This window comes from Arcobacter sp. ISO1 (assembly GCF_058105185.1).
Genome location: NZ_CM176573.1, coordinates 2,620,743 through 2,643,095 on the forward strand (window position 1 = coordinate 2,620,743; position 22,353 = coordinate 2,643,095).

At 29.4% G+C, this 22,353-nt stretch carries 22 protein-coding genes; 5 read left to right on the top strand and 17 right to left on the bottom strand.

What is annotated here, in order from left to right:
• Positions 1-34 precede the first annotated feature (34 nt).
• Together AC2TY9_RS12915 and AC2TY9_RS12920 are read left to right on the top strand one after the other, a co-directional pair.
• Positions 35-1,771, top strand: a complete 1,737-nt coding sequence (locus AC2TY9_RS12915) for an HlyD family type I secretion periplasmic adaptor subunit (RefSeq protein WP_489777924.1) — start codon at positions 35-37, stop codon at positions 1,769-1,771.
• Positions 1,768-2,376, top strand: coding sequence for a response regulator transcription factor (locus AC2TY9_RS12920; protein WP_489777925.1), 609 nt, complete (start codon positions 1,768-1,770; stop codon positions 2,374-2,376). Before AC2TY9_RS12915 ends, AC2TY9_RS12920 begins: the two co-directional genes overlap by 4 nt.
• 1 nt (position 2,377) lies before the next feature.
• Here AC2TY9_RS12920 and AC2TY9_RS12925 read toward each other — a convergent pair whose 3' ends face one another.
• The 17 genes from AC2TY9_RS12925 to AC2TY9_RS13005 form a co-directional block, all read right to left on the bottom strand.
• Positions 2,378-2,827 carry a Sua5 YciO YrdC YwlC family protein gene (locus tag AC2TY9_RS12925; RefSeq protein ID WP_489777926.1) on the bottom strand — a complete coding sequence of 150 codons (450 nt, stop codon included), beginning with the start codon at positions 2,825-2,827 and terminating at the stop codon, positions 2,378-2,380.
• On the bottom strand, positions 2,820-6,059 hold the full coding sequence (carB, locus tag AC2TY9_RS12930; RefSeq protein WP_489777927.1) for a carbamoyl-phosphate synthase large subunit: 3,240 nt from the start codon (positions 6,057-6,059) through the stop codon (positions 2,820-2,822). The genes AC2TY9_RS12925 and carB overlap by 8 nt, the downstream gene beginning before the upstream one ends.
• A gap of 131 nt (positions 6,060-6,190) precedes the next feature.
• Complete coding sequence (locus tag AC2TY9_RS12935) at positions 6,191-6,871, bottom strand: HesA/MoeB/ThiF family protein (RefSeq protein ID WP_489777928.1); 681 nt, start codon at positions 6,869-6,871, stop codon at positions 6,191-6,193.
• A 126-nt stretch (positions 6,872-6,997) separates the two neighbouring features.
• A complete protein-coding gene (locus AC2TY9_RS12940; protein ID WP_489777929.1) occupies positions 6,998-8,074 on the bottom strand; it encodes a Fic family protein in 1,077 nt (358 codons plus the stop codon).
• Between the two features lie 417 nt (positions 8,075-8,491).
• Positions 8,492-9,490, bottom strand: coding sequence for a DUF3800 domain-containing protein (locus AC2TY9_RS12945; protein ID WP_489777930.1), 999 nt, complete (start codon positions 9,488-9,490; stop codon positions 8,492-8,494).
• Positions 9,487-9,645: a hypothetical protein gene (locus AC2TY9_RS12950; RefSeq protein WP_489777931.1), complete on the bottom strand. Its 159-nt coding sequence runs from the start codon at positions 9,643-9,645 to the stop codon at positions 9,487-9,489. The genes AC2TY9_RS12945 and AC2TY9_RS12950 overlap by 4 nt, the downstream gene beginning before the upstream one ends.
• Entirely contained in the window at positions 9,630-9,782 is a 153-nt protein-coding gene (locus AC2TY9_RS12955) for a hypothetical protein (RefSeq protein WP_489777932.1), read from the bottom strand. The genes AC2TY9_RS12950 and AC2TY9_RS12955 overlap by 16 nt, the downstream gene beginning before the upstream one ends.
• A 161-nt stretch (positions 9,783-9,943) precedes the next feature.
• On the bottom strand, positions 9,944-12,358 hold the full coding sequence (hsdR, locus tag AC2TY9_RS12960) for an EcoAI/FtnUII family type I restriction enzme subunit R (protein ID WP_489777933.1): 2,415 nt from the start codon (positions 12,356-12,358) through the stop codon (positions 9,944-9,946).
• Position 12,359: 1 nt separating this feature from the next.
• Positions 12,360-12,677 carry a hypothetical protein gene (locus AC2TY9_RS12965; RefSeq protein WP_489777934.1) on the bottom strand — a complete coding sequence of 106 codons (318 nt, stop codon included), beginning with the start codon at positions 12,675-12,677 and terminating at the stop codon, positions 12,360-12,362.
• A 12-nt stretch (positions 12,678-12,689) separates the two neighbouring features.
• A complete protein-coding gene (locus tag AC2TY9_RS12970; protein WP_489777935.1) occupies positions 12,690-13,793 on the bottom strand; it encodes a restriction endonuclease subunit S in 1,104 nt (367 codons plus the stop codon).
• Positions 13,790-15,244 carry a class I SAM-dependent DNA methyltransferase gene (locus AC2TY9_RS12975; RefSeq protein WP_489777936.1) on the bottom strand — a complete coding sequence of 485 codons (1,455 nt, stop codon included), beginning with the start codon at positions 15,242-15,244 and terminating at the stop codon, positions 13,790-13,792. Before AC2TY9_RS12975 ends, AC2TY9_RS12970 begins: the two co-directional genes overlap by 4 nt.
• A 215-nt stretch (positions 15,245-15,459) precedes the next feature.
• Complete coding sequence (locus tag AC2TY9_RS12980; RefSeq protein WP_489777937.1) at positions 15,460-15,852, bottom strand: type II toxin-antitoxin system PemK/MazF family toxin; 393 nt, start codon at positions 15,850-15,852, stop codon at positions 15,460-15,462.
• Positions 15,849-16,511 carry a RadC family protein gene (gene radC / locus AC2TY9_RS12985; protein ID WP_489777939.1) on the bottom strand — a complete coding sequence of 221 codons (663 nt, stop codon included), beginning with the start codon at positions 16,509-16,511 and terminating at the stop codon, positions 15,849-15,851. The genes AC2TY9_RS12980 and radC overlap by 4 nt, the downstream gene beginning before the upstream one ends.
• Positions 16,512-16,591: 80 nt before the next feature.
• A complete protein-coding gene (xseB, locus tag AC2TY9_RS12990; RefSeq protein WP_489777940.1) occupies positions 16,592-16,807 on the bottom strand; it encodes an exodeoxyribonuclease VII small subunit in 216 nt (71 codons plus the stop codon).
• Positions 16,807-17,913, bottom strand: coding sequence for a homoserine O-acetyltransferase MetX (gene metX, locus AC2TY9_RS12995; protein WP_489777941.1), 1,107 nt, complete (start codon positions 17,911-17,913; stop codon positions 16,807-16,809). The genes xseB and metX overlap by 1 nt, the downstream gene beginning before the upstream one ends.
• Positions 17,914-17,989: 76 nt before the next feature.
• Positions 17,990-18,442 (bottom strand): protein tyrosine phosphatase family protein, encoded by a 453-nt coding sequence (locus AC2TY9_RS13000; protein ID WP_489777942.1) that lies wholly within the window; start codon positions 18,440-18,442, stop codon positions 17,990-17,992.
• Positions 18,408-19,430, bottom strand: a complete 1,023-nt coding sequence (locus AC2TY9_RS13005; protein ID WP_489777943.1) for an adenosine deaminase — start codon at positions 19,428-19,430, stop codon at positions 18,408-18,410. The genes AC2TY9_RS13000 and AC2TY9_RS13005 overlap by 35 nt, the downstream gene beginning before the upstream one ends.
• Positions 19,431-19,560: 130 nt before the next feature.
• On the opposite strand from AC2TY9_RS13005, the gene AC2TY9_RS13010 reads away from it, so the two are divergent.
• From AC2TY9_RS13010 to AC2TY9_RS13020, 3 genes are all read left to right on the top strand, one after another.
• Positions 19,561-20,295 carry a dienelactone hydrolase family protein gene (locus tag AC2TY9_RS13010; RefSeq protein ID WP_489777944.1) on the top strand — a complete coding sequence of 245 codons (735 nt, stop codon included), beginning with the start codon at positions 19,561-19,563 and terminating at the stop codon, positions 20,293-20,295.
• Between the two features lie 68 nt (positions 20,296-20,363).
• Positions 20,364-20,624: a hypothetical protein gene (locus AC2TY9_RS13015; RefSeq protein WP_489777945.1), complete on the top strand. Its 261-nt coding sequence runs from the start codon at positions 20,364-20,366 to the stop codon at positions 20,622-20,624.
• 133 nt (positions 20,625-20,757) lie between these two features.
• Positions 20,758-21,837, top strand: a complete 1,080-nt coding sequence (locus AC2TY9_RS13020) for a YeeE/YedE family protein (protein ID WP_489777946.1) — start codon at positions 20,758-20,760, stop codon at positions 21,835-21,837.
• Positions 21,838-22,353 lie beyond the last annotated feature (516 nt).

The following is a 22,353-nucleotide window of genomic DNA, read 5'->3' on the forward strand; positions in this document are numbered from 1 at the left end:
ATTTCTTAGATTTTATCTAATATTAAGGTTCACAGTGGAAGAAAAAAAAGATTTTGACGACCAGTTGAAAAGAAGTTTTACTTTTCAGAATAGAGAATTGTTAGATAACTATGTAATTTTGGCCCTTACAGATATTGATGGAACAATTAAACATGTAAGCACAAGTCTTTGTAATGTATTTAAATATAAACCATCAGAATTAATTGATAAACCTTACACATTATTAATAAGAAAAGATTCAATTATAAATTTCAATAACCAATTCAATGAAGCTAAAAGTTTAAAGACTACTTGGAAAGGTGAGATTAAACACAGTTCTCACAATGATTCATTAATTTGGACAGATACAATCATAACACCCCTATTTAACGATGACAAGGAACATATTGGTTTTATTATTACAAGTAATGATATAAGTAAAGAAAAAACTCTTAAAAAGGTAAATGAAGAAAACCTTTTAAAAAAGAAACATGATAAATCAACCTTAGAATTTATGCCATCATTTTCTTCAGCAATACTACTTAAAACCTCAAGTGGTTTACATAAGGTTTTATGGCTTATAACTTTTACAATCATATTTTTATTGACTTGGTCATATTTTTCTGAAATTGATGATATTGTAAAAACAAATGGAAAAGTTATTACAAGTACAAATATTCAGACAATCTCTTCACTTGACGGTGGAATATTAAAAGAAAGCTTTGTGAAAGAAGGGAATAAAGTAAAAAAAGATGAAATCCTTTTCAAACTTTCAGATGTAAACTATAAAAGTGAAATTGAAAAAAACAAATATAATATGTATACATTCATTGCAAAAGCTCAAAGATTAAAAGCACAAGCTGAAAATACTGAAATTAAAAAAGATAATGAAGTTATAAAATATGATCCAAAAATAATGGAAAATGAGGTACAGCTATTTAGAATAAATGAGAAAAAATTTCAATCCTCAATAAGCGTATTAAAAGAGCAATTATCACAAAGAAAAAATGATTTAAGTGATGCATATAAAAATTTAAAAATCACAAAAGATAATTATAATTTAATCCAAAAAGAGATGAAAATAAAACTACCTTTAGTTGAAGAAAGAATCATTTCAAAAGTTGAATTGCTTGACTTACAAAGAAAGAAAAATGATGTAGAATCTGATTTAAAAACTTTAAAAGGTTCAATACCAACTTTAAAGTCATCTATTAAAGAGATTGAAAGAAGTATAGATGAAACAACAGAGGACTACAGATCAAAATCTAAAGATGAACTTTTAGTTGTATATAATGATTTGAAAACTGTAAAAGAAGATTTGAAATATTTAGAAGAAAAATTAACAGAAACAATTATAAAATCTCCAGATAATGGAATTATAAAAAAAATTAATGTAAAAACGAGAGGTGAAGCTGTTTCACCAGGAGTTGTAATGGCCCAAATTGTTCCTGATACAAAATATATGTTAGCAGAGATTAAAGTTGATCCAGCTGATATAGGTTTTTTATACGAAGGGCAAAAAGTTAGAATAAAACTAAGACCATATGACTTCTCTTTATATGGTGCAGTTGAAGGTGAAATATCTTATATCTCTGCAGATACTTTAATTGATGAAAAAGACCCAGAAAAAGAGAGTTATATTGTTCATATAAAAGCCAATACAAAATTTCTAGACAATAACAAAAAGCTTGAAATTAAACCAGGTATGACTGTGGATGCGGATATATTAATCGGCAAGAAAACAATCTTAAGCTATATTTTAAAACCAATTGTAAGGTCACTTGATATATGAAAATAATAGCACTTACAAAACAAGATTTTTTAATAAAAGAATTAAATAAATCATCTAAATTTGAAATTATTCAAATTGGAAAATATGAAGATTTTTATAACCTAAATTTTTTAGAAGATGAGAGTATCTTATTTTTACAACATTTAGATACTGATGATTCAGATAAAATATATCAAGAGTTATTGGATAATTACAATTGTAAATTTATAGCTATAAGAAACGCTACAAACAATATTGAAGGTTGTGCCTTACTAAAAAAAGGGTTTAAATCATATATTCATTCTTTATGTGATATCTCAATTATAGAAAGTGTACTAGAAACTGTAAACAATGGTAATACATGGGTTTATCCTGAGTTAATGCAGTTTTTAATAAACTCAATACCTTTAAACGAAAACAAAGGCAATAAGATATTTGAAGATTTAAAAATCAAAGAGTTAGAAGTTTTAGAATTAGTAGCACAAGGTTTAACGAATAGTAAAATAGCAAATACACTTGATATAGCTGAAGTTACAGTAAAAAAATATATCAGTTCATTGTTTAAAAAATTAAAGGTGAAGGATAGGTTGGCTTTAGCACTAGTTTATAAAAACCATATAAGCTAGTTTATCTAATCTTTTTTTTCTTTATTTTACTTAGTTTATAAATTGTTGAAGCTGTTGTTTCATTAAAATTATCTTTTGTATAAACAATAACATCACTTTTTTCTTTTGCAAAAATCTCATCAAAATTTTTACCTGTTTGATTTGCAGAAGTTGAATACAAAGATTTATATTTCTTAATAAAATCATAAAAACTACTATCTTGAAAAATCACTCTATATGAATTACCATTTGGATAAATAAAAGTTGTTTTTTTAGAGTGTCTAACTCTTTTTCTGTGCTCTTTAGGAACTCTAGTAAAACTATTTAAAGTTTTAAAAGAATCTACTGTTTCAAGTATTTTTTGAGAACTTGGTCTTTGTTTTATGTGTGAAAGTTTCTCATCACTAGATGATGAGAAACCTACAGTTGTGTCAGTTTGAACTAAATATACTTTTTCTAAAGAGTTAGTCATTTAAAAATTCTTGGATAGATTTAACACCTAAACCATCTTTATGTTTTAACACTTTCATTGCTTCAACACAAGCTAAAGCTGCAGCTGCTGTTGTAACATAAGGAATATTCTCTTTTAATACTACTCTTCTGATATCTTGTCCATCAGATTTTGATGAACCTTTACCATCAGAAGTATTAAATGCTAATGCAATTTCACCATTAGTAATACTATCTGTAATATTTGGTCTACCCTCAGAGATTTTAAGTACTTTTTCACACTCAATTCCAGCTTCTGAAATCACTTTATGTGTTCCACCTGTAGCAACTACAGTAAAACCTTCTTTGACTAAATCAGATGCTAATTTTGGAGCAAACTCTTTATCTAAATCACATAAAGAGATAAATACTTTACCTTCAGTTGGCAAATGATTTTTTGCTGCACTTTGAGATTTGGCATAAGACTCTCCGAAGTTATCAGAAATACCCATAACTTCTCCAGTTGATTTCATCTCTGGAGTTAAAATTGGATCTGAACCACTAAGTTTATTAAATGGGAATACAGCTTCTTTAACTGCAACATGGTCTTTTAATATTGGTTTTAATACACCATTATCTTCCCATACTAAATCAGAGTAGTAATAATCAAGTGCAGATCTTAAGCTCTCACCCCACATAACTCTAGTAGCAACTTTTGCAAGTGGCATACCTGTTGCTTTACTTACAAAAGGAACTGTTCTAGATGCTCTAGGATTTACTTCAATTAAATAGATTTGACCTTTATGAATAGCATATTGAGTATTCATAAGTCCAACAACACCAAGTCCTAGTGCCATTGCTTTTGTTTTAGCTTCTAATTCTTTAATTAACTCTTGGTCAATTGAGATTGGAGGTAAAGAACAAGCTGAATCCCCTGAGTGAACCCCAGCTTCTTCAATATGTTGCATAATTCCACCAATGTATACTTCTTTTCCATCACAAATACAATCAACATCAAGCTCAATTGCTCTATCTAAAAATTTATCAATTAAAACTGGAGCATCATTTGATACAGATACTGCTTCATCCATATATTGTTTTAACTCATCAGTTGAGTAAACAATTTTCATACCTCTACCACCAAGAACAAATGATGGTCTTACTAATACTGGATATCCAATTCTTTCAGCAATTTCAATAGCCTCAGTTACTTCAACTGCAGTTCCATTTTCAGGTTGTAATAATCCAGCTTTTTCAACAAAAGTAGAGAATTTTTCTCTATCTTCAGCTAAATCAATAACTTCAGCAGTTGTTCCAATGATTTTTCCACCAGCATCAGTAATAGCATTAGCAAGTTTTAATGGAGTTTGTCCACCAAAATGAACAATTATTCCATCTGGTTGCTCAGTTTCTATTACAGATCTAACGTGTTCAAAATCGATTGGTTCAAAGTATAAAATATCTGATGTATCATAATCAGTTGAAACTGTTTCAGGGTTGCAGTTGTACATGATTGTTTTAACACCAATCTCATTTAATGCAAATGAGGCGTGTACACAACAATAATCAAACTCAATACCTTGTCCAATTCTGTTTGGACCACCACCAATGATTAGAACTTTTTTATCATCATCTTTTTTCTCAATTTTTGGTAGCTTTGTAATGTTTGTTGTTGAATATAAATAAGGAGTTAATGCTTTAAACTCTGCGGCACAAGTATCAACTTCATTGTATTCGAAGTCTACACCTAATGCTTTTCTAGCACTATAAATATCCTCTTCTGTTTTGTTAATTAACATTGCAATCATAGAATCAGAGAAACCATTTGTTTTAACATTTCTCATTTTTATTTCATCATCTAAAATTGTTTCGTCAATTGATTTTTCAATATTAAAAATCTCTCTAAATTTTGCTAAGAACCATGGATCAATAGCACATAATTCAAAAATCTCTTCATTTGTAAGACCTTTTCTATATGCTTCCATTAAATATCTTAATCTATCTGCATTTGGTCTTCTTATTTCTGCTTTGATTTTTTCTAAATCATCACAAATTGGGTCAAATCCAACTATTCCAGTTTCCATTGAACAAAGTGCTTTTTGAATAGATTCATTAAATGTTCTACCAATAGCCATAACTTCACCAACTGATTTCATTCCTGTTGTTAATGTTGAATTTGCCTTAGGGAATTTTTCAAAAGTAAATCTTGGAATCTTAGTTACAATATAATCAATTACTGGCTCAAAAGATGCAGCTGTTCCTGTAATGTCATTCTCAATCTCATCTAGTGTAAATCCAACTGCAAGTAGTGTAGCAACTTTTGCAATAGGATAACCAGTAGCTTTAGATGCAAGGGCAGAAGATCTTGAAACTCTTGGATTCATTTCAATTACAATCATTCTTCCTGTTTTTGGGCAAATTGAGAACTGAACATTAGAACCACCAGTATCAACACCGATCTCTCTTAAAATAGCAAATGATGCATTTCTCATATTTTGATACTCTTTATCTGTAAGAGTAAGTGCTGGTGCAATTGTTACAGAGTCTCCTGTATGTACACCCATTGGATCAAGGTTTTCAATTGAACATATAATAATACAGTTATCTTTTCTATCTCTAATAACTTCCATTTCATATTCTTTCCAACCAAGCATAGATTCCATAATCTCAATTTCATTAATTGGAGATGCTTCAAGACCAGCTTCTGCTAATACTTTAAACTCATCCATATTGTATGCAACACCAGAACCACCACCTGCAAGTGTAAATGATGCCCTTGAGATTACTGGGAAACCTATTTCTTTAGCAACTTTAACTGCTTCTTCTAAAGTATATGCATTTGCACTTTTTGGTAAATCCATACCAATTTTAATCATAGCTTCATTAAACAGATGTCTATCTTCACCTTTTTTGATTGCTTCTGGATTTGCTCCAAGGAAATGAATCCCATCAAGCATACCTTTATCGTACATTGAAGTTGCAACGTTAAGTGCTGTTTGACCACCCATAGTTGGTAAAATAGCATCAATATTTTCTTTTTCAATTATTTTTGCAACAACCTCTTCTGTAATTGGCTCAATATAAGTCTTATCTGCAAATTCAGGGTCAGTCATAATAGTAGCTGGATTTGAATTGATTAAAACAACTCTATATCCTAACTCTTTTAGCGTTTTTGTTGCTTGAGTACCAGAGTAATCAAACTCACAAGCTTGTCCAATAACAATTGGTCCTGAACCGATAAGTAAAATAGATTTTATGTCTTCTCGTTTTGGCATTTATAGTTCCCCGTAATAGTTTCAATTATGTAGTTAAAAATCTGGATATTATAGTAAAAAAGTACTTAAAAATTAGTTAGAGATTAGTAGTTTTGTTTAAAGCTTATACAAGTGTCTAGTGACACTTGTATTTAATTTTTTGGAAGATTAAATTTTTGGTTTTGTAATACACCCTCAGCATCAAATGAAAGGTAGTATAAAATATCTTTTTTTACAGGAAGTCCAGCAAGATGTCTAATCGCTAAATTTGCTTGCAATGATGCAATATGCATAACAATAGGACAAGCAATACCGTTTGGTTTTCTATCATTTATTTGAAATACAGCTTCATAAGATGCTTCTTCAAAGAAGCAAACTTGACCATGAAACTCCTCAACACTTCCATATATCCATGGTTGTTTTTTATTTATGCAATATTCATTAATAGCAGCTCTTGTTGGAAGATTATCAGTTGCATCAATAATTAAATCAAATTCTAAATCTCTTGCAGCAAACTCTTCAAAACCTTCATTATATGCAGTAACTTTTGTATATGGACATCTTGATTCAACAAGCTCTTTTAAAACTTCACATTTTGGTTTTCCGTCATCACCAACTTTAAAACCAATTTGCCTATGAATATTGTGAACTCCAACCTCATCAAAATCAACAAAAGCAAACTCACCTATACCAGAAGCACCTAATGCAATACCTAAACTACACCCTAGTCCACCACTTCCAATAATAGCTACTTTTTTATTTTGAAGGGAATCTTGTGTTTCTTCTCCCCAAAGTTTTATTTGTCTGTTGAAAAACTCGTGAATCTCACTCATTCATAATCCTTAGTAAATTAGTTGTATATTTTTATATCTATAGTTATAATAATAGCAGATTTAGGTTAAAAAATGTTGATTTGTGTCAAAAATAAAGTTAAGTAAATTAGTTGTATATTATCCCTTTTAATATTTAGTTTTTAGTATTTTGAATAACTCTTGATTGATAAAATAAATATCTCTACCAAACTTGACACTTTGTAAAACTCCAATCTCCTCAATAGCTCTCAAATGGACACCTGCTGTTTTTCTTGTAATATCAAGTTCGTCTACCAAGAAATTTATTTTTGTATAAGGATGTTTAAAAAGAAGCTCCAATAAGTCTTTTGAATAAACTTTTGGAAGTTTTTCAATAAGTTGTTCTTTTGTTGTTTCCATAAGTGTATTTATCTCTTTTATAATATTGATTGTATTTTTTGCTGTTGCTTCTACACCATCTAAAATATATAATATCCACTCTTCCCAGTTATCTTTTGTTCTTACTTGATTTAATAGTCTATAGTAATCATTTTTATTTTCTATGATATAAGAACTTAAATACAAAATAGGAAGTTCTAATAAATTATTTAATATCAAAAAAAGTATATTGATTATTCTTCCTGTTCTACCATTTCCATCATAAAAGGGATGAATTGATTCAAATTGGTAATGAATAATTGCCATCTTTACCAATATATCAAAATCATCAAGAGTCGGTGTATTTATATACTCTTCTAGGTTATCCATCAAATTTTGTATATCTTCATAGTTTTGTGGTGGCATATATATTATCTCACCTGTTTTATCATTTTTTAAAGAGGTACCGCTTTGAGTTCTTATACCAGCATCATTATTTTCTAAAACTTTTTGGATTTGAACTATATGTTTTTTTAGCAAAAGTTTTTGCTCTTTGATTAGTGTAAATCCGCTATAAAGTGCATCTTTATATCTTTTTACCTCTTTTGCTTGATTTGTAATATTTGAGCCACTTACCTCAGCTCTATAAAGTTCATCATGTGTTGTGACTATATTTTCTATTTCGGAAGAATCTTTTGCTTCTTGAAGAGCTAAAGCATTAATCAAAATAGCTTGATTTGGAATAGTTTGTGCAACCCCTTTTAACTCAGCTAAAGCACGGTTTGCACTTACAATCTTTTTTAAAACTTTTTTACTCTCTAACTCTTTTTTTAATGGTAAATTTGAAGGTAGATATTCTTTAGTCATTTTTACACCTATTTTTTTAATATGGGTAATTTTTAAAATATTTTACCCAAATAATTCTAATATGTGTAATTTTTCATACTTTTTACACAGGTATTTTTTTATTAAAATATATCCCCAATTCAGATCATAAATTCATTATTTGAAAATGTTGTTTTGTTATGTTTTTCTAACTGTTCTTTTAGATTTGTTCTAGCTGTTCATCATCTTTTATAGATACTCTTTGGTATTTTAAAGATTCTAGTTGTTTGATAAGGTTTTCTTCTAATATTGCTTCACTTTGGGTACTCAACATTTATTCCTTAATTAATCTGCCCGTAATATTACTTGCATATTTACAAGTTTTTTGATATAATTTTGTAAAAGTTCCCATCTACTGATAAGACTCCAAGGGAGGCTTCGCAAGATAGGTAGAATGGGTCATTTTTCATAATGAACTTTTTTTCTATCCTTAGTCATTTCATCAATTTTTATCAAATACTTTTCAACTCTTTTATAATATGTATCATCATTTCTTTCAAACTTTCTAAATATTGCCCAACAAATATAATCAACAATTTGAAGATTTGCACTTGATGCACTACAATGATGAAAGATGTCATATCTTATTTCTTTATCAAGTTTTTTATTTTTTAGATACTCTTTAATCCCTTTTTTCAAAGCACCAACTTGTTTGTTTTTATTTTTTTGTACTGGCAGTCTATCTGTGATAATTACAAAGTTTTTATCAATTTGCAATTCATCCAAAAGCTTTTGGATAGCAAAACTAAGATTATCAATATAAAACTTATCTTTTTGAGCTCTTTTATCAGGTAGAACTTTTGGTTTATCTAGTACATAAGAGTATGCTTTTACACTATTTTCATCAAAAGTAGAGATGATATTGAATAATTCATTTTTTACATGACTATTATCTTCACAAGCATGAAATGATTCTATATCTAATCTTTTATCAATAAATGGGTCTAAATTTCTCTCTAATAATGAGTATCTATAATTTGAAATATATTCATGTAGATTAAAAGGTCTTCTTTTTGCCAAAAAAGTAAACATATAATGTTTTGAGCCTTTTGAAGAGAAATCAAAATCTCCAGCCTCATCAACAAATATGTATAATGTATCACTTATATTTTCAATATTTACATCAGTATTTATAGAAAATTTTATGGAGTTAATTTCAAAGTATTCATGGGGTAAAGCATCAAATATTTTTATCAAAATAGTTGTAGTTTCTTCATCTAAACTATCAAATTCAAAAAAATAATTAGGATGAATAAATACCTCAACCTGACCAATACCACCATTGAAATTATCTATTTGATAATCTTCATAATAAGCACTTTCAAGTTTTATAGCTAAATCATATTTATCTTGCTTTTTTAGAATATTTTGAATAATCTTTATATTTTTTTTACTCATACTTTATTTAATCCATTTAAAATAATTTTTTCAAATCCTGATTCATCTGCATATTGAACACACTCAATAGCAGAATCTATATATTGCTTTGGAGTAACTGAAGAATAATCTATAAATCTATATCCATTGTATGAAACTATCATATCAAAAAACATCTTTGTGATTCTTCCATTATAAGCTCTTTTTCTATTTCATGAATAAGTTCACTATCTTTTATATCAAACTTATTTTTAGGTATATCAGTACCTTCATAGTAAAAAGAGTTATCTTTTAGCTGATACTTTGATACCATATTTTTCTCTTACAATTTTAGCTTCATCTTTTACTTTTTTTGAGGCTTCAGAATATCCCTCAATATTTTGAGTTGTTTTTATAACTTTTTTTAAATTTTTTCTTTATCTAAAGTTCTTTTAGTCATCAATACTCCTTCAAAACTATATTATATCAAAAAATTTAATTATACTCTGGTTTTGGTTGGGCTACTAATAAGTTGTTTGCATAAGTATTATTTACTATATCTTCATATAAATACTTTTGAAATCCTATAAAAGTATCTCGTATCTCTGATATCTCACCTAATTCTTGTTTTGCATCATCTATTGCATGGTATTTTGTTACAAGTAATGTAGCTAGGCGTTTGTCGTCTAACTCTTTTACTCCGTGGTCTACATACTGTTTAAGTACAAAGTCTAAAAAATCTTGTTTTGCATTATCATAGTGGGTTATTTTTATCTTTGCTTTTGTTGCTCTATCTAGTCTTGGTACTAAGTTTTTATGATAAGCTATATAAGCTAGTACATCGTAAAGGTCACTATCTTCCCCATGAACTATAGATTTCAAATCTTCAAGTTGCTCTAAAGAATAGCCAGCTTCACTTAACTCTTCAAGTAATCTTTTTCTAGTATCAGGTATACTCCAAATACGCCTTAACTCCTCTTCACTCTCAAAGAAGTTTGGCATCTCATCAAAAAGTTTTTTTACAAATTCTCCTGCAGATATTGGCTTGCCTTCAGGAGAATAAAACATGGTTTTTACCATAGAGTCTAAACTTCTAAAGTTTCCGTCTGATAGCTTTATTTTTATCATCTGTTTTGATGGCTTTTCACATACACAAGGGATATTGCCACACTCTTCACAAGGCTCAGGGTCTACAATGATAGGTGGACAAATACAAGGCAACTCTCCACATACTTCGCATGGCTCTTTTGGTGGTTTTGGAGTAGGTGTTTCTGGCTCAATAGGTTCTCCATCCCAAGCTTCATCGTGAAAGTGTTTGTAAGCGTCATAAAAATCAAATATAGTAAAGTAGTCTTTTCCATCAAATAGCCGTGTTCCACGCCCAATAATTTGTTTAAATTCCACCATAGATTTAACTGTACGTAAAAGTACTATATTTTTAATCTCAGGGGCATCTACACCAGTGCTAAGTTTTCTTGAGGTTGTGAGTATGGTGGGGTATCTTTTTTCATTATCTTGAAAATCTCTTAAAAACTTCTCTCCTCTAGCTCCATCATCTGCACCCACCCTATGACAATAATCAAGATGTTTTACTTTTACACTTTGGTTTATAAGGTTTCTAATAGCTGCTGCGTGAGCTTGGGTCCCACAAAACACTAAAGTCTTTTGAGATTGGTTTATCATATCCATAAAAAGATTTACACGATATTTTTCTATATCCATTATCTCAATAATTTTATTTTGTTCCTCTTTGGTGTACTCTTTGCCCTCTTCTATCTCACCCTCTATTATCTCATCTTCTTGGGTATAAATATAAGTATCTCCAGTAGTTGAGATATCTTTTACTTTAAAAGGGGTTAGGTACCCGTCGTTTATCCCCTCTTTTAGTGAGTATTCATATACTGGTTTTCCAAAATAGTTATAAGTATTACCATTTACATCTCTTTTTGGAGTGGCTGTAAGTCCTAGCTGGAAAGCTGGAGAAAAATACTCTAATATTGCTCTCCATTCACTCTCATCATTTGCTCCACCTCTATGACACTCATCTATAATAATAAAATCAAAATAATCTTTTGGATACTCTCCAAAATTTGGTGTGCCATTTAGCCCAGTCATAAAAGTTTGAAAAATAGTAAAAAAGATAGAGCCATTTTTAGGCACTCTTTGTTTTTTTCTTATCTCCCCAGGGTCTATTCGTACCAATGCATCTTCTTCAAAAGCTCCAAAGGAGTTAAAAGCTTGATCTGCTAATATATTTCTATCGGCTAAAAATAAAATTCTTGGGGTTCTTTTAAAATCTTTTTGAAGATTCCATCTTGAGTGAAATAGTTTCCAAACTATTTGAAAAGCTATAGCAGTTTTTCCTGTACCTGTTGCCAGGGTTAAAAGGATTTTATCTTTTCCATTGGCAACTGCTTCAAGGGTTTTATTCACTGCGTTTGTTTGGTAATACCTTAGTTGCCATTTCCCACCACTGGTTTCAAAAGGTATCGCAAATAATCTATCTAAAACCGTGTCCTCTTTAGGATAGGTCATTTGCCATAGTTCATCTGGAGTGGGGAAAGCTTTTACATCGCCCTCTTTTACCTCTTGCATATCTATACCATAGATTTCTAAACCATTTGTAGAGTAGGCATATCTTATTTGTAATCTCTGGGCGTACTCTTTTGCTTGAGCTACCCCCTCACTGTAGTGTAGGTCTCTTTTTTTTGCTTCTATTACTGCTAAGCGTCTGTTTTTATAAATAAGAACATAGTCTGCACTGAGTGGCTTAGCTCGTCTTCCATTTCCTATAAGTCTTCCCTGAGAAATTGGATACTCCACTTGAATACGACTATCTTCTACTACTCCCCAGCCAGCATCACGAAGCTTTGGGTCTATAAGTTCTAGTCTTGTTTGTGCTTCATTCATATTAACCCTTACAATACTTTAAATTCTGAATATCTTCAATCTTTGTTTCATACTGTTCTTTATAGTAGTTTATATAATCAACTGTTACATGGGGATTTATTTCATAATAATACTTACAAAGTTTTTTATACAAATATACTATCTCTTCATCAAAACAATAATCTAATAGACCATCAAGTATTTTTTCAATATAGCTTTCATCTTTAATTTTACTTATGATAATCTTGTTTACTAAAGGTTCATACTCTTTTACTGCTAATCTTGATAAGTTAATAATTTTATCTGCAATATCTTCAATGCTTTGTAAATTATCTGCCATTATTTACACCTTTTAGACCAGTTCACCACTAAAAGCTTTTTGAAGTATAGACTTTTTAAGCTCTTCTAGGTTTTGAAGTTTTTGTTGGTAGTGATTAAATAATTGTTCTGTACCATTTGATAATCTTTGCATAATATTAATTAGTACATTTTGTTCTTCTTTTTTCGGTATTGGAAAAAGAACTTTAGATAATATACTACCTGAAACATTAGGGAATGTTGCTCCACTTCCTAAACTATATATATCTTTTTGTTTTGATAAAATAAAATAATTTAACCATTCTTGATTTTGTTCATACCGAATAGAAGCAACACCCCTACCAATGCAGGCTTCAAAACCTGCAATGTTTATTCTGCCAGTTGTGGAACCTCTAACACACAAGATTAAATCACCTTCTTTACACAGTTTTGTAGGTTCAGTTGTATGTTTTGACTTAATAGTTTTATCAAAAGGTTTTTTACCAAATTCAACTGGACCATTAATCAAAGGAGTACCAATTCCATCAAAGTTATATGATGTTCCTTTTGGGCTTTGTCCCATTGAAATAATACAAACTTCACCTAGTGTTTTTTCTTCCCAATCTTCACCTTTTTGTGAAAATATCTCATTTAATCTACTTTGAAAAAGCTCTTTTGTATTTTGGATATTTTTTTCAAGATTCTCTTTTGCTTTGTCTATTGCTTCAAAAGCTTTATCTATAATTTCTACAATTTGTTTTTGTTCATTAACTTCAGGATACATTATATTAAATTCTTTTAATAGTCTGTAATGCCTAGCATAACCTAAATCTTCAATATCAAATGACATTAATTGATAATAAAAGAATTTTGAATCAATATCTTCAATAGGTAATAATATCTTAACTCCATCAGCTCCTAAAACAAAATTAAAATCAACAAATTTTAACTTTTTAGTATGATCGCCAAATATAGTTACTGGCTTTTTAACCCTAAAAATATCCTCTTTTTTATTCCAATAGCCATTGATAAAATTATCTTCTTGTGAAATTATTGGATAAGTACCATTATCTAAAAAATCTTTTTTAGGAATTTTTTGTGAATTAGAAATTTTTTGAATACTATTTAAAAAACCTACTGATTTCCAATCTTTACTCATACCATCTCTTTAATAGAAGCTAAAAGTTCATTAGTCTCTTTATCTAAACTTTCCATCTCTTCAAGTATCTTTTTTGGAGTTCGAAGTTCTACTTCATCAGCTATATTTGGGTTTTTAACTGATAAATCAAAAGTAGTTTCATCTATATCGTGTATATTTACACTCCAAGAGTTCCCACTATCTGCTTTAGTTTTTTGAAGCTCTATAAACTCACTCATATCTTTGTCATTTAGAGGGTTTGTTTTCCCCATATTTCGCCCAGGGTTTAGTTGGTAGTACCAGATATTTTTAGTGGCTTCACCTTTTGTGAAAAACAGCACCACTGTTTTTACACCAGCCCCTGTAAAAGTACCACTTGGCATATCTAAAATAGTGTGAAGATTACAGCTTTCAAGAAGATGCTTACGCAAAGCTACTGAGGCATTGTCTGAGTTGCTAAGAATCGTGTTTTTTATTACCACTGCTGCTCGTCCACCAGCTTTGAGTGACTTGATAAAGTGTTGCATAAATAAAAAGGCGGTTTCACCTGTTTTTATATCGAAGTTTTGTTGTACCTCTTTACGCTCTTTTCCTCCAAATGGAGGGTTTGCTAAGATTACATGGTATCTGTCTTTTTCTTGTATATCTCGTATGGGTTCTGCAAGAGTATTGGTATGTTTGATATTTGGTGCTTCTATACCGTGAAGTATCATATTCATGATACCTATCACATAAGCTAAGTTTTTCTTCTCTTTTCCAAAAAAGGTTTTCTCTTGTAAAACCTTTAGGTTGTCTACACTCATATTCATATTACTTTTCATATAATCGTAGGCTTCACATAAAAACCCTGCACTTCCTACTGCACCGTCATAGACCTTTTCACCTATTTGTGGGTCTATCACATTTACCATCGCTCGAATAAGAGGTCTTGGTGTGTAGTACTGCCCACCATTTCTTCCTGCATTTCCCATGTTTTTGATTTTGGTTTCATATAGGTGGCTTAGTTCGTGTTTGTCTTTGCTCGATTTAAAAGGTAAGGCATCTGCATACTCTACTATCTCTCGTAAGTTATATCCACTTTGGATTTTGTTTTTTAATTCACTGAATATCTCACCTATTTTATACTCTATTGTTAGAGGATTGTCTGTGTTTTGTTTAAACTTTGCAAGGTATGGAAAAAGCTTTAAATCTACAAACTCTACTAAGTCTTTTCCAGTAAGGGCTTTTTTGTGGTCTAAGTTTCCTTTTTCATCTTTTGGCATAGCCCATGAGTTCCATCTAAACTGCTCATCTAGTATAAAAGTATACTCTTCACCAGAAAGCTCTTTTATATCTTTTTTCTCTTTTTCTAAGTCATCAAGATAACGCAAAAACATTATCCAAGAGGTTTGTCCTATGTAGTCAAGTTCACTGTCAGCCCCTGAGTCTTTCCACAAAATATCGTCTATATTTTTAAAAGTTTGTTCAAACATATATTATTTTTATCCTAAAATTTATTTGTATTTATATCTAAGCTTATTATTTTACAAAAAGTTTGCCCTATATTGGATAAAATAGAAGAGATTTAAGGAGTAGCGATTAAATTAGAAGTTTGGGCAAAAAAACAAAAATTGACAAAAGAAATATTCTTAGATATAATATTTTCACAATTATCCTTCGGGACGACCCGTCTTATGACGGGGTAAAACTATTCTAAGAGTTTTAAATACTTCTTTTTCAATATTTCATAGTCATTTTTATTTATTACTCCAATTTTATTAAGTAATCTTTTAGTACTAAAAAGTCGCGTTTGAATCAATATAGCAGTACTTATCTTATGAGGTATAAATTTAAATTTAAAAAAGAAACTTCCTTCTCTTTGAGTTGTAGTTAAAGGTATTCCAATAAACATATCTTTTGTTAGCTTTTTATATATAATTACAGGTCGTACAAATTCTTCTCCTTTACCATTTTGTTCAACCCCAATGTTGTGTCCCATTTTTATATTAAAAATATCTCTAGTTTTAAACCCTACTAAACCCTTTTCTGTATTTGTTTCTTTTTTAACTTTATTCCATTTATCAAAATCGTTTTCTATCATAAAACACCCTCTTCTTTCAAGCTTACAAAATCATCTTTTGTAAAGATTATATGGTCAAGTAGTTCTATGCCTAAGATTTGTCCTGATTCTTTTAGTCTTTGTGTTACATTTATATCTTCGTTACTTGGTTTTAATATTCCACTTGGGTGATTGTGAGCTACTATTATGCTAGCGCATCTTTTTTCTATGGCATATGAGTATACTTCTCTTGGGTGAACTAGGCTTTGGTTTAGGGTTCCTATTGTGATTACTTTTGTTTCTATTAAATTATTTGCTCCGTCTAAATATAGGCTTAGGAAGTATTCTTGTTGTTTATTTTTGTATGCACTTAGTTCATCATATACATCTTTTGCTGATGATATTTTGTAGTGTTGGGTATCTATTAAATATCTACGTGAGAGTTCTATTGCTGATATTATTTGACTGGCTTTTGCTTTTCCTAAACCATGTATATTAAGGAGGGTTTCTAAACTCATAGTTTCAAAATTTGAGTTAAAAAACTTCTCTATTTCACGGGAGAGATGCATAACATCTTTACCCTTTACCCCACTACCTAAAAGTATGGCAATAAGTTCATAGTTTTTTAATGCTGATAAGCCATATTTATGTAATCTTTCCCTTGGTTTATCAATTTCATGAAGTTGTGTTATAGTTTTCATAAACTTTCTCCTAAGTATAAAAGAAAGTTTATCTAGTTTTAAAAGTAGTAGCTAAAAATATAACATTTTGCAATATTTTTTTAAAAAGGTTCAGATTCTTCTTTTTTATTAACTTCAAAAATAAGTTTTGCTTCATCTAGAAGTTTTTGTGCTTCTTCTAGTTCTTTTATCCCATTTTTATAAAGGTCTAAAGAATCACTTAATGTGATTTGTGGATTTGATAGTTTTTCTAAAAGCTCTTTTGCTTTTTCGATTTTTACTTCAAATGTTTGTTCTTCTTTTTGCTCTTCGCTCATTATTTTCCTTCCAATAAATCAACTAAATATTGATCAAATTTTTCAACTTCAACTAAAAATGAATCGTGCCCAGATTTACTTTCAATCATTTTATATGTTATTTGATCACCTTTTCCAATTTTAATCATAATATCTCTAATCTCTTCCATCTCTTCAGGGAAAAACAACATATCATCAGAAAAAGATATAAGGTGTAGTTTAGAGTTAACTTTCTCAAATGAATCTTCAAGTTTATCTTTATTTCTTCCTGCATCAAATATGTTCATTGTTTTACAAATATACAAATATGACAAAGGATCAAAGATTTTTGGGAAAGAGTAAGCATTGTATTCTAGATATCTTTCAACTTCAAATCTACCCATTAACTCATATAAACCGTCAGTTCTAGCATAATCTCTTCCAAATTTTTTATTAAAAAGATTTGGACTTAAATATGCTATTAAACCTGCCATTCTTCCAATTGCAAGGCCTGGTAATCCAGAAGCTTCTAAATCATCTTTTTCATAATGTCCATCTTTAAAAGCTGGATCATGTCTTATTGATTCAATGGCAATTTTATTAATAGCAATTGCCCAAGGTCTTGTATAAGCTGTTGTTGCTAGGGCAAATACATGCTCTGCAAAATCTGGGAACTCAATTGAATAACACAGTGCTTGCATTCCTCCCATACTTCCACCTACAACAGCTTTAGCCTTTTCAATTCCAAGTCTCTTGTAAAGTCTCATTTGAGCTTTTACAATATCAGAAATTGCTAATACAGGGAATTTTAATCTATACTCTTTTTTTGTAGTGGGGTCGATACTTAAAGCATTTGTTGAACCAAAAGTACTGCCAATGTTGTTTGAACATATTACAAAATATTTTTTTGTATCAATTGCTTTGCCATTTCCAATTAACTTGTCCCACCATCCTGGTTTTGCTTCATCAGCATATCTTCCAGCGGCATGATGACTTCCAGCTAAGGCATGACAGATTACAATAACATTTGATTTATCTTCGTTTAACTCACCATATGTTTCATAAACAATCTCAAACTTTTCTAGAATCCTACCACTTTCTAGATATAAAGGTTCATTAAATTTTTCTAGTTTTGTTTCTACTCTCAATTTGATTCCAAAATATAATAATCTCTTTTTATAGTGAGGATATGGTATCTAAAATTTAATAAATAAGTTGTTAGTTTTATTTTACTAAAGATAATTGCTCATATGGAGTTTTCATTATATCTTGCCATTTTTCATTTGGTGTCCATTCATCAAAGACTTTAAAATTTATCTCTTCAAAAGGTGTGTGTAAAATATGTTTATGATAAAGATAACAAAATACAGTAACTCTATAATTGAGTGCACAATGTACCCAAACCTTTTTGTTTTTTAAAGAGTTTAAAAGGTTTAAAAAAAATGAAGCTTGCTCTTTTTTTGGATTTTCAAAATCAACTGGAATATGAAAATATGCCATTTCTAGATCAGTAACAGTTTTATCTTCATTTTCTATGGCATTTGAAGCATTATGTAAAGCTAAGTTAATAACTACTTCAAAGCCTTCATTTTTTATATCTTCAAATTGTTCAACTGTAGGTTGACCTGATGTTGAGAGGTTTTCATTTATTCTGATGTAGTTTATAATCTCTTCCAATTTCATCTACCTTTTTTAGATATTTTTCTTTTAATTCATCACTTATAAATGAAGCTTTAAAAGAGTTTTTAACAAGTTGAATTATATCTTCTTTTGTTAATTTTATATTTTCAACAAGGTTAATATAGTTTTGATTTAAATAACCTTTGAAATATGCAGGGTCATCTGAATTAACCGTAACTAGAAGTTTGTTCTCTAGTAGTTTTTTTATATTGTGTTCTTTATACGAGTTAAAAACTTTTAATTCAATATTTGAATTTGGACATACAGTTAAAGGTATTTGCTCATCTTTTAATCTTTTCATTAATTCTTTTGAATTTATTGATTGTACCCCATGATCAATCCTTTTCACCTCTAATAAATCTAAAGCTTCATAAATATAAGAAACATCTGCTTCTTCACCTGCATGTGCAACAATTTCAAAACCTTCTTCTTTTACTTTTTTAAAAACATCTTTAAATTTTGATGGAGGATGCCCTATTTCTGATGAATCTAAACCAACTCCTTTTATAATATTTTTAAACAATAGTGCATCTTCAAATGTTTTAAAGGCCTCATCTTGTGAAAGGTGTCTTAAGAAACACATGATTATATGAGAAGTGATTCCATATTTTTCTTTTGCATCATCTAAGGCTTGTTTTATTCCAAGGATTACAGTTTCAAAGCTTATGCCCCTTTGAGTATGGGTTTGTGGATCAAAAAATATCTCTGTATGAATAATATTATTTTCAACACATTTTTCTATATAAGCCCAAGTCATATCATAGAAATCTTCTTTTGTAATCAATACAGCTGCCCCTGCATAATAGATATCTAAAAAACTTTGAAGATTTGAAAAGTTATATGCTTTTTTTATCTCTTCAATACTATTATATGGAATCTTTATTTTGTTTTTTCTAGCTAATTTAAACATAAGTTCTGGTTCTAAAGAACCTTCTATATGTAGGTGAAGTTCAGCTTTTGGAAGTTTTTTTATTAGATCAATCATAGTAATCCTAAACATTTTTCTAATTATACAATTTTTATGTGTGAAAAAAGTGTTCACTTTAACTCAAAATATTAAGTTTAATTTTTTTTTTGAAGGGTAAGATATTTAAAAATATTATAAAGGAGTTTTGATGAAAAAAATAATTTCTGCTTTGCTATTAACTTCAAGTTTTTTATTAGCGAATGGCGAATATGTCACTTATAATGTAAATGGGAAAGATTATCAAGGGTATTATTCAAGCCCTACAAAAGATGCCCCTTTAGTATTCATGATACATGATTGGGATGGAATAGATAAATATGAGATAAAAAGAACAGAAATGTTAAATAAAATAGGTTATGCAGTTTTTGCTGCAGATATGTTTGGTAAAGGTGTAGTAGCTGATACAATAAAAAAAAGAAAAGCTTTAACCGGAGCTTTATATAAAGATAGAGAAAAGATGAGAGCCTTAATAAAAGGTGGTTTTGATGAAGCAAAAAAACTAGGAGCAAATACAAATAATGCAGTTGGATTAGGTTATTGTTTCGGTGGTACTGTAATTTTAGAAATGGCAAGAAGTGGAGCAGAACTTAAAAAGTTTGTCCCTTTTCATGGAGGATTAACAACTCCTAAAGGTCAAGATTATTCAAAGGTAAAAGGTGAGATTGTTGTATTTCATGGAACAGCTGATAAAGCAGTTAGTATGGATGATTTTGCTGATATAGCTAAAAAAATGGAAGCACAAAAAGTAACTCATGAAATGTTAACTTACAGTGGTGCACCCCATGCATTTACAAAATTTGGTTCTGATAGATATCATGAAAGAGCAGATAAAGCTTCATGGAAAAGATTTTCAGAAATATTAGACGAAACATTGAAAAATTAAGATAAAGGAAAAAATCCTTTATCTTTTGATATAATTCCGGAAAATCAAAAAATTAAACAGGAGATTTGATGGATTATATCAAAGAACTTACAAGACTTATTCAAACTGACATCTTACCCGAAGTAAATGACAGCTTAAAAGAGATAGAAACTCAATTATCAAAAAAGAAAAATAAATCCTTAAACGAGGAATTAGAATATATGAAACAAATTAAACTTTATTTTGATGAAGTTTTAATTGACATAGATAAAAATCTACTAACACAAGAACAAGCCTTAGATATTTTAGAAGGACTTGAAGATATGAAAGTTGAGAATCAAGATCTTTAGAATCTCAACTTATTTACTTTGTTTTATTTAAACTTAATTAAAACAACTAACTTTTATAAATCCAACATATTTAAATTGTAAACATATATAATTCCCTACATAAATATACTGTATTAATTTAATAAGGAATAGAATGTTAGACTTGGAAATATATCAAATTGTAAATTTATTAGGATTTATTATAGGATCTGCCTTTGGTATGATTGCACAAAAAAGACAATTTTGCTTTAGTGGTTCTATAAAAGACTATATTCTTACAAAATCTACAATGAGAGGTGCTTCTGTTATTATGGCTATGATTGTAGCTATAATCTCTACATTTTTAGTTTCTTCATATTTTGAACTTGACTTAACTGATACAGTTTATTACAAAGATAATTTAAACTATTTTGCAATTATATTTGGTGGTGCATTATTTGGTGTAGGTATGATGTTAGCAGATGGTTGTAGTAATAGACATTTAATTAAATTTGCTCAAGGTGATAAAAATTCTTTAATAAGTATAGTCTTTATAGGTATTTTTGCCTTTGCAACAACAAGAGGATTTTTAAATGGTTTCTTAGACCCATTTATAAATAACCCTACTTTAATAGAATGGTCAAGCAAATTAGAAAATTTTACAATGAATATTTATTTTGTTATTGCTGTTTTATTAATACTTTTAAAAGTTTTAGTGAGACATGCAGTTAGATTACCAAACCTTTGGGATGGTGTTTTAATTGGACTACTTGTTGCAGCAGCTTGGTTTATAACATCAGTATTAGGTGAGGAAAGTATTGAAAGAATGATTGACCCAGCTGGAATAACATTTGTTTATCCAACAGCTAAAACACTTGAACTATTTATGTTATACCAAGTAAATGAACTTAGCTTTTCAATAAGTTTAATAGTTGGTATTGTATTTGGTGCTTTTTTAATGTCAAAATTTAATAGAAAATATAGTTTTGGATGTACCTCAGCAAAAGGTGAAAATAGAGTAAGAAATAATATGATTGGTGGTGCAATGATGGGAACAGGTGGTATCCTTTCTATTGGTTGTACAGTAGGACAAGGTCTAACAGGACTTTCAACTTTAGCATTTGCTTCAGTTGTAGCAATTGTATCAATATTTGTTTCAGGGTATTTTACAGCAAGATATTTAAACAAAAAAGATCAATTACCTATGTGTTTTATATTTGAATGGGGAGACAATAGACAAGATTATCAAATATAATTATGTAAATTTATTGTTAGTTTTATAAAATTATAGACTTTCTCTCTTATTAGTTAGTATTAATATGACAGATAGTCTACTAATTATTATATTATTAAACATTTTTAATTAATTTTTATTTATTGAGCTATATTCCTTTTTTTCAGATATACTGTAATACTAACCTTATAAAGGAGACAAAATGGCTAAAGGTAAAAATACCCAAAAAGCAGTAAAAACGGCACCTGCAAAATCAATAAAAGAAAAAAAAGCTGAGAAAAAAGCAAAAAAAGACTCAAAATAAGAACTTTTACTTAAGTTTAGACCCATAATTTAATCTACAATAACAAATATCTCAATTATTTGTTCAAACACTCATACTGATTATGCACTTTTATTTACAGTGTATTTCTAATAGCAATAATATTCACCATTGTGTGACTAAGTAATAGCTAAATTCCATTAAAACTGTAAATATATATTAACTAATATCATTACTAGATAATAATGTAATAGCACTAGATATTGCTCACATTA

Bases quoted from the DNA above. Each gene is read 5' to 3' on its own strand.
- AC2TY9_RS12965 (WP_489777934.1), bottom strand. From the start codon at position 12,677: ATGGCAGATAATTTACAAAGCATTGAAGATATTGCAGATAAAATTATT.
- AC2TY9_RS12935 (WP_489777928.1), bottom strand. From the start codon at position 6,871: ATGAGTGAGATTCACGAGTTTTTCAACAGACAAATAAAACTTTGGGGA.
- AC2TY9_RS12950 (WP_489777931.1), bottom strand. From the start codon at position 9,645: ATGTTTTTTGATATGATAGTTTCATACAATGGATATAGATTTATAGAT.
- AC2TY9_RS13005 (WP_489777943.1), bottom strand. From the start codon at position 19,430: ATGATTGATCTAATAAAAAAACTTCCAAAAGCTGAACTTCACCTACAT.
- AC2TY9_RS13015 (WP_489777945.1), top strand. From the start codon at position 20,364: ATGGATTATATCAAAGAACTTACAAGACTTATTCAAACTGACATCTTA.
- AC2TY9_RS12940 (WP_489777929.1), bottom strand. From the start codon at position 8,074: ATGACTAAAGAATATCTACCTTCAAATTTACCATTAAAAAAAGAGTTA.
- radC (WP_489777939.1), bottom strand. From the start codon at position 16,511: ATGAAAACTATAACACAACTTCATGAAATTGATAAACCAAGGGAAAGA.
- AC2TY9_RS13020 (WP_489777946.1), top strand. From the start codon at position 20,758: ATGTTAGACTTGGAAATATATCAAATTGTAAATTTATTAGGATTTATT.
- AC2TY9_RS12945 (WP_489777930.1), bottom strand. From the start codon at position 9,490: ATGAGTAAAAAAAATATAAAGATTATTCAAAATATTCTAAAAAAGCAA.
- AC2TY9_RS12975 (WP_489777936.1), bottom strand. From the start codon at position 15,244: ATGTTTGAACAAACTTTTAAAAATATAGACGATATTTTGTGGAAAGAC.
- xseB (WP_489777940.1), bottom strand. From the start codon at position 16,807: ATGAGCGAAGAGCAAAAAGAAGAACAAACATTTGAAGTAAAAATCGAA.
- hsdR (WP_489777933.1), bottom strand. From the start codon at position 12,358: ATGAATGAAGCACAAACAAGACTAGAACTTATAGACCCAAAGCTTCGT.
- AC2TY9_RS12955 (WP_489777932.1), bottom strand. From the start codon at position 9,782: ATGGTATCAAAGTATCAGCTAAAAGATAACTCTTTTTACTATGAAGGT.
- carB (WP_489777927.1), bottom strand. From the start codon at position 6,059: ATGCCAAAACGAGAAGACATAAAATCTATTTTACTTATCGGTTCAGGA.
- AC2TY9_RS12920 (WP_489777925.1), top strand. From the start codon at position 1,768: ATGAAAATAATAGCACTTACAAAACAAGATTTTTTAATAAAAGAATTA.
- AC2TY9_RS12970 (WP_489777935.1), bottom strand. From the start codon at position 13,793: ATGAGTAAAGATTGGAAATCAGTAGGTTTTTTAAATAGTATTCAAAAA.
- AC2TY9_RS12925 (WP_489777926.1), bottom strand. From the start codon at position 2,827: ATGACTAACTCTTTAGAAAAAGTATATTTAGTTCAAACTGACACAACT.
- AC2TY9_RS13010 (WP_489777944.1), top strand. From the start codon at position 19,561: ATGAAAAAAATAATTTCTGCTTTGCTATTAACTTCAAGTTTTTTATTA.
- AC2TY9_RS12980 (WP_489777937.1), bottom strand. From the start codon at position 15,852: ATGATAGAAAACGATTTTGATAAATGGAATAAAGTTAAAAAAGAAACA.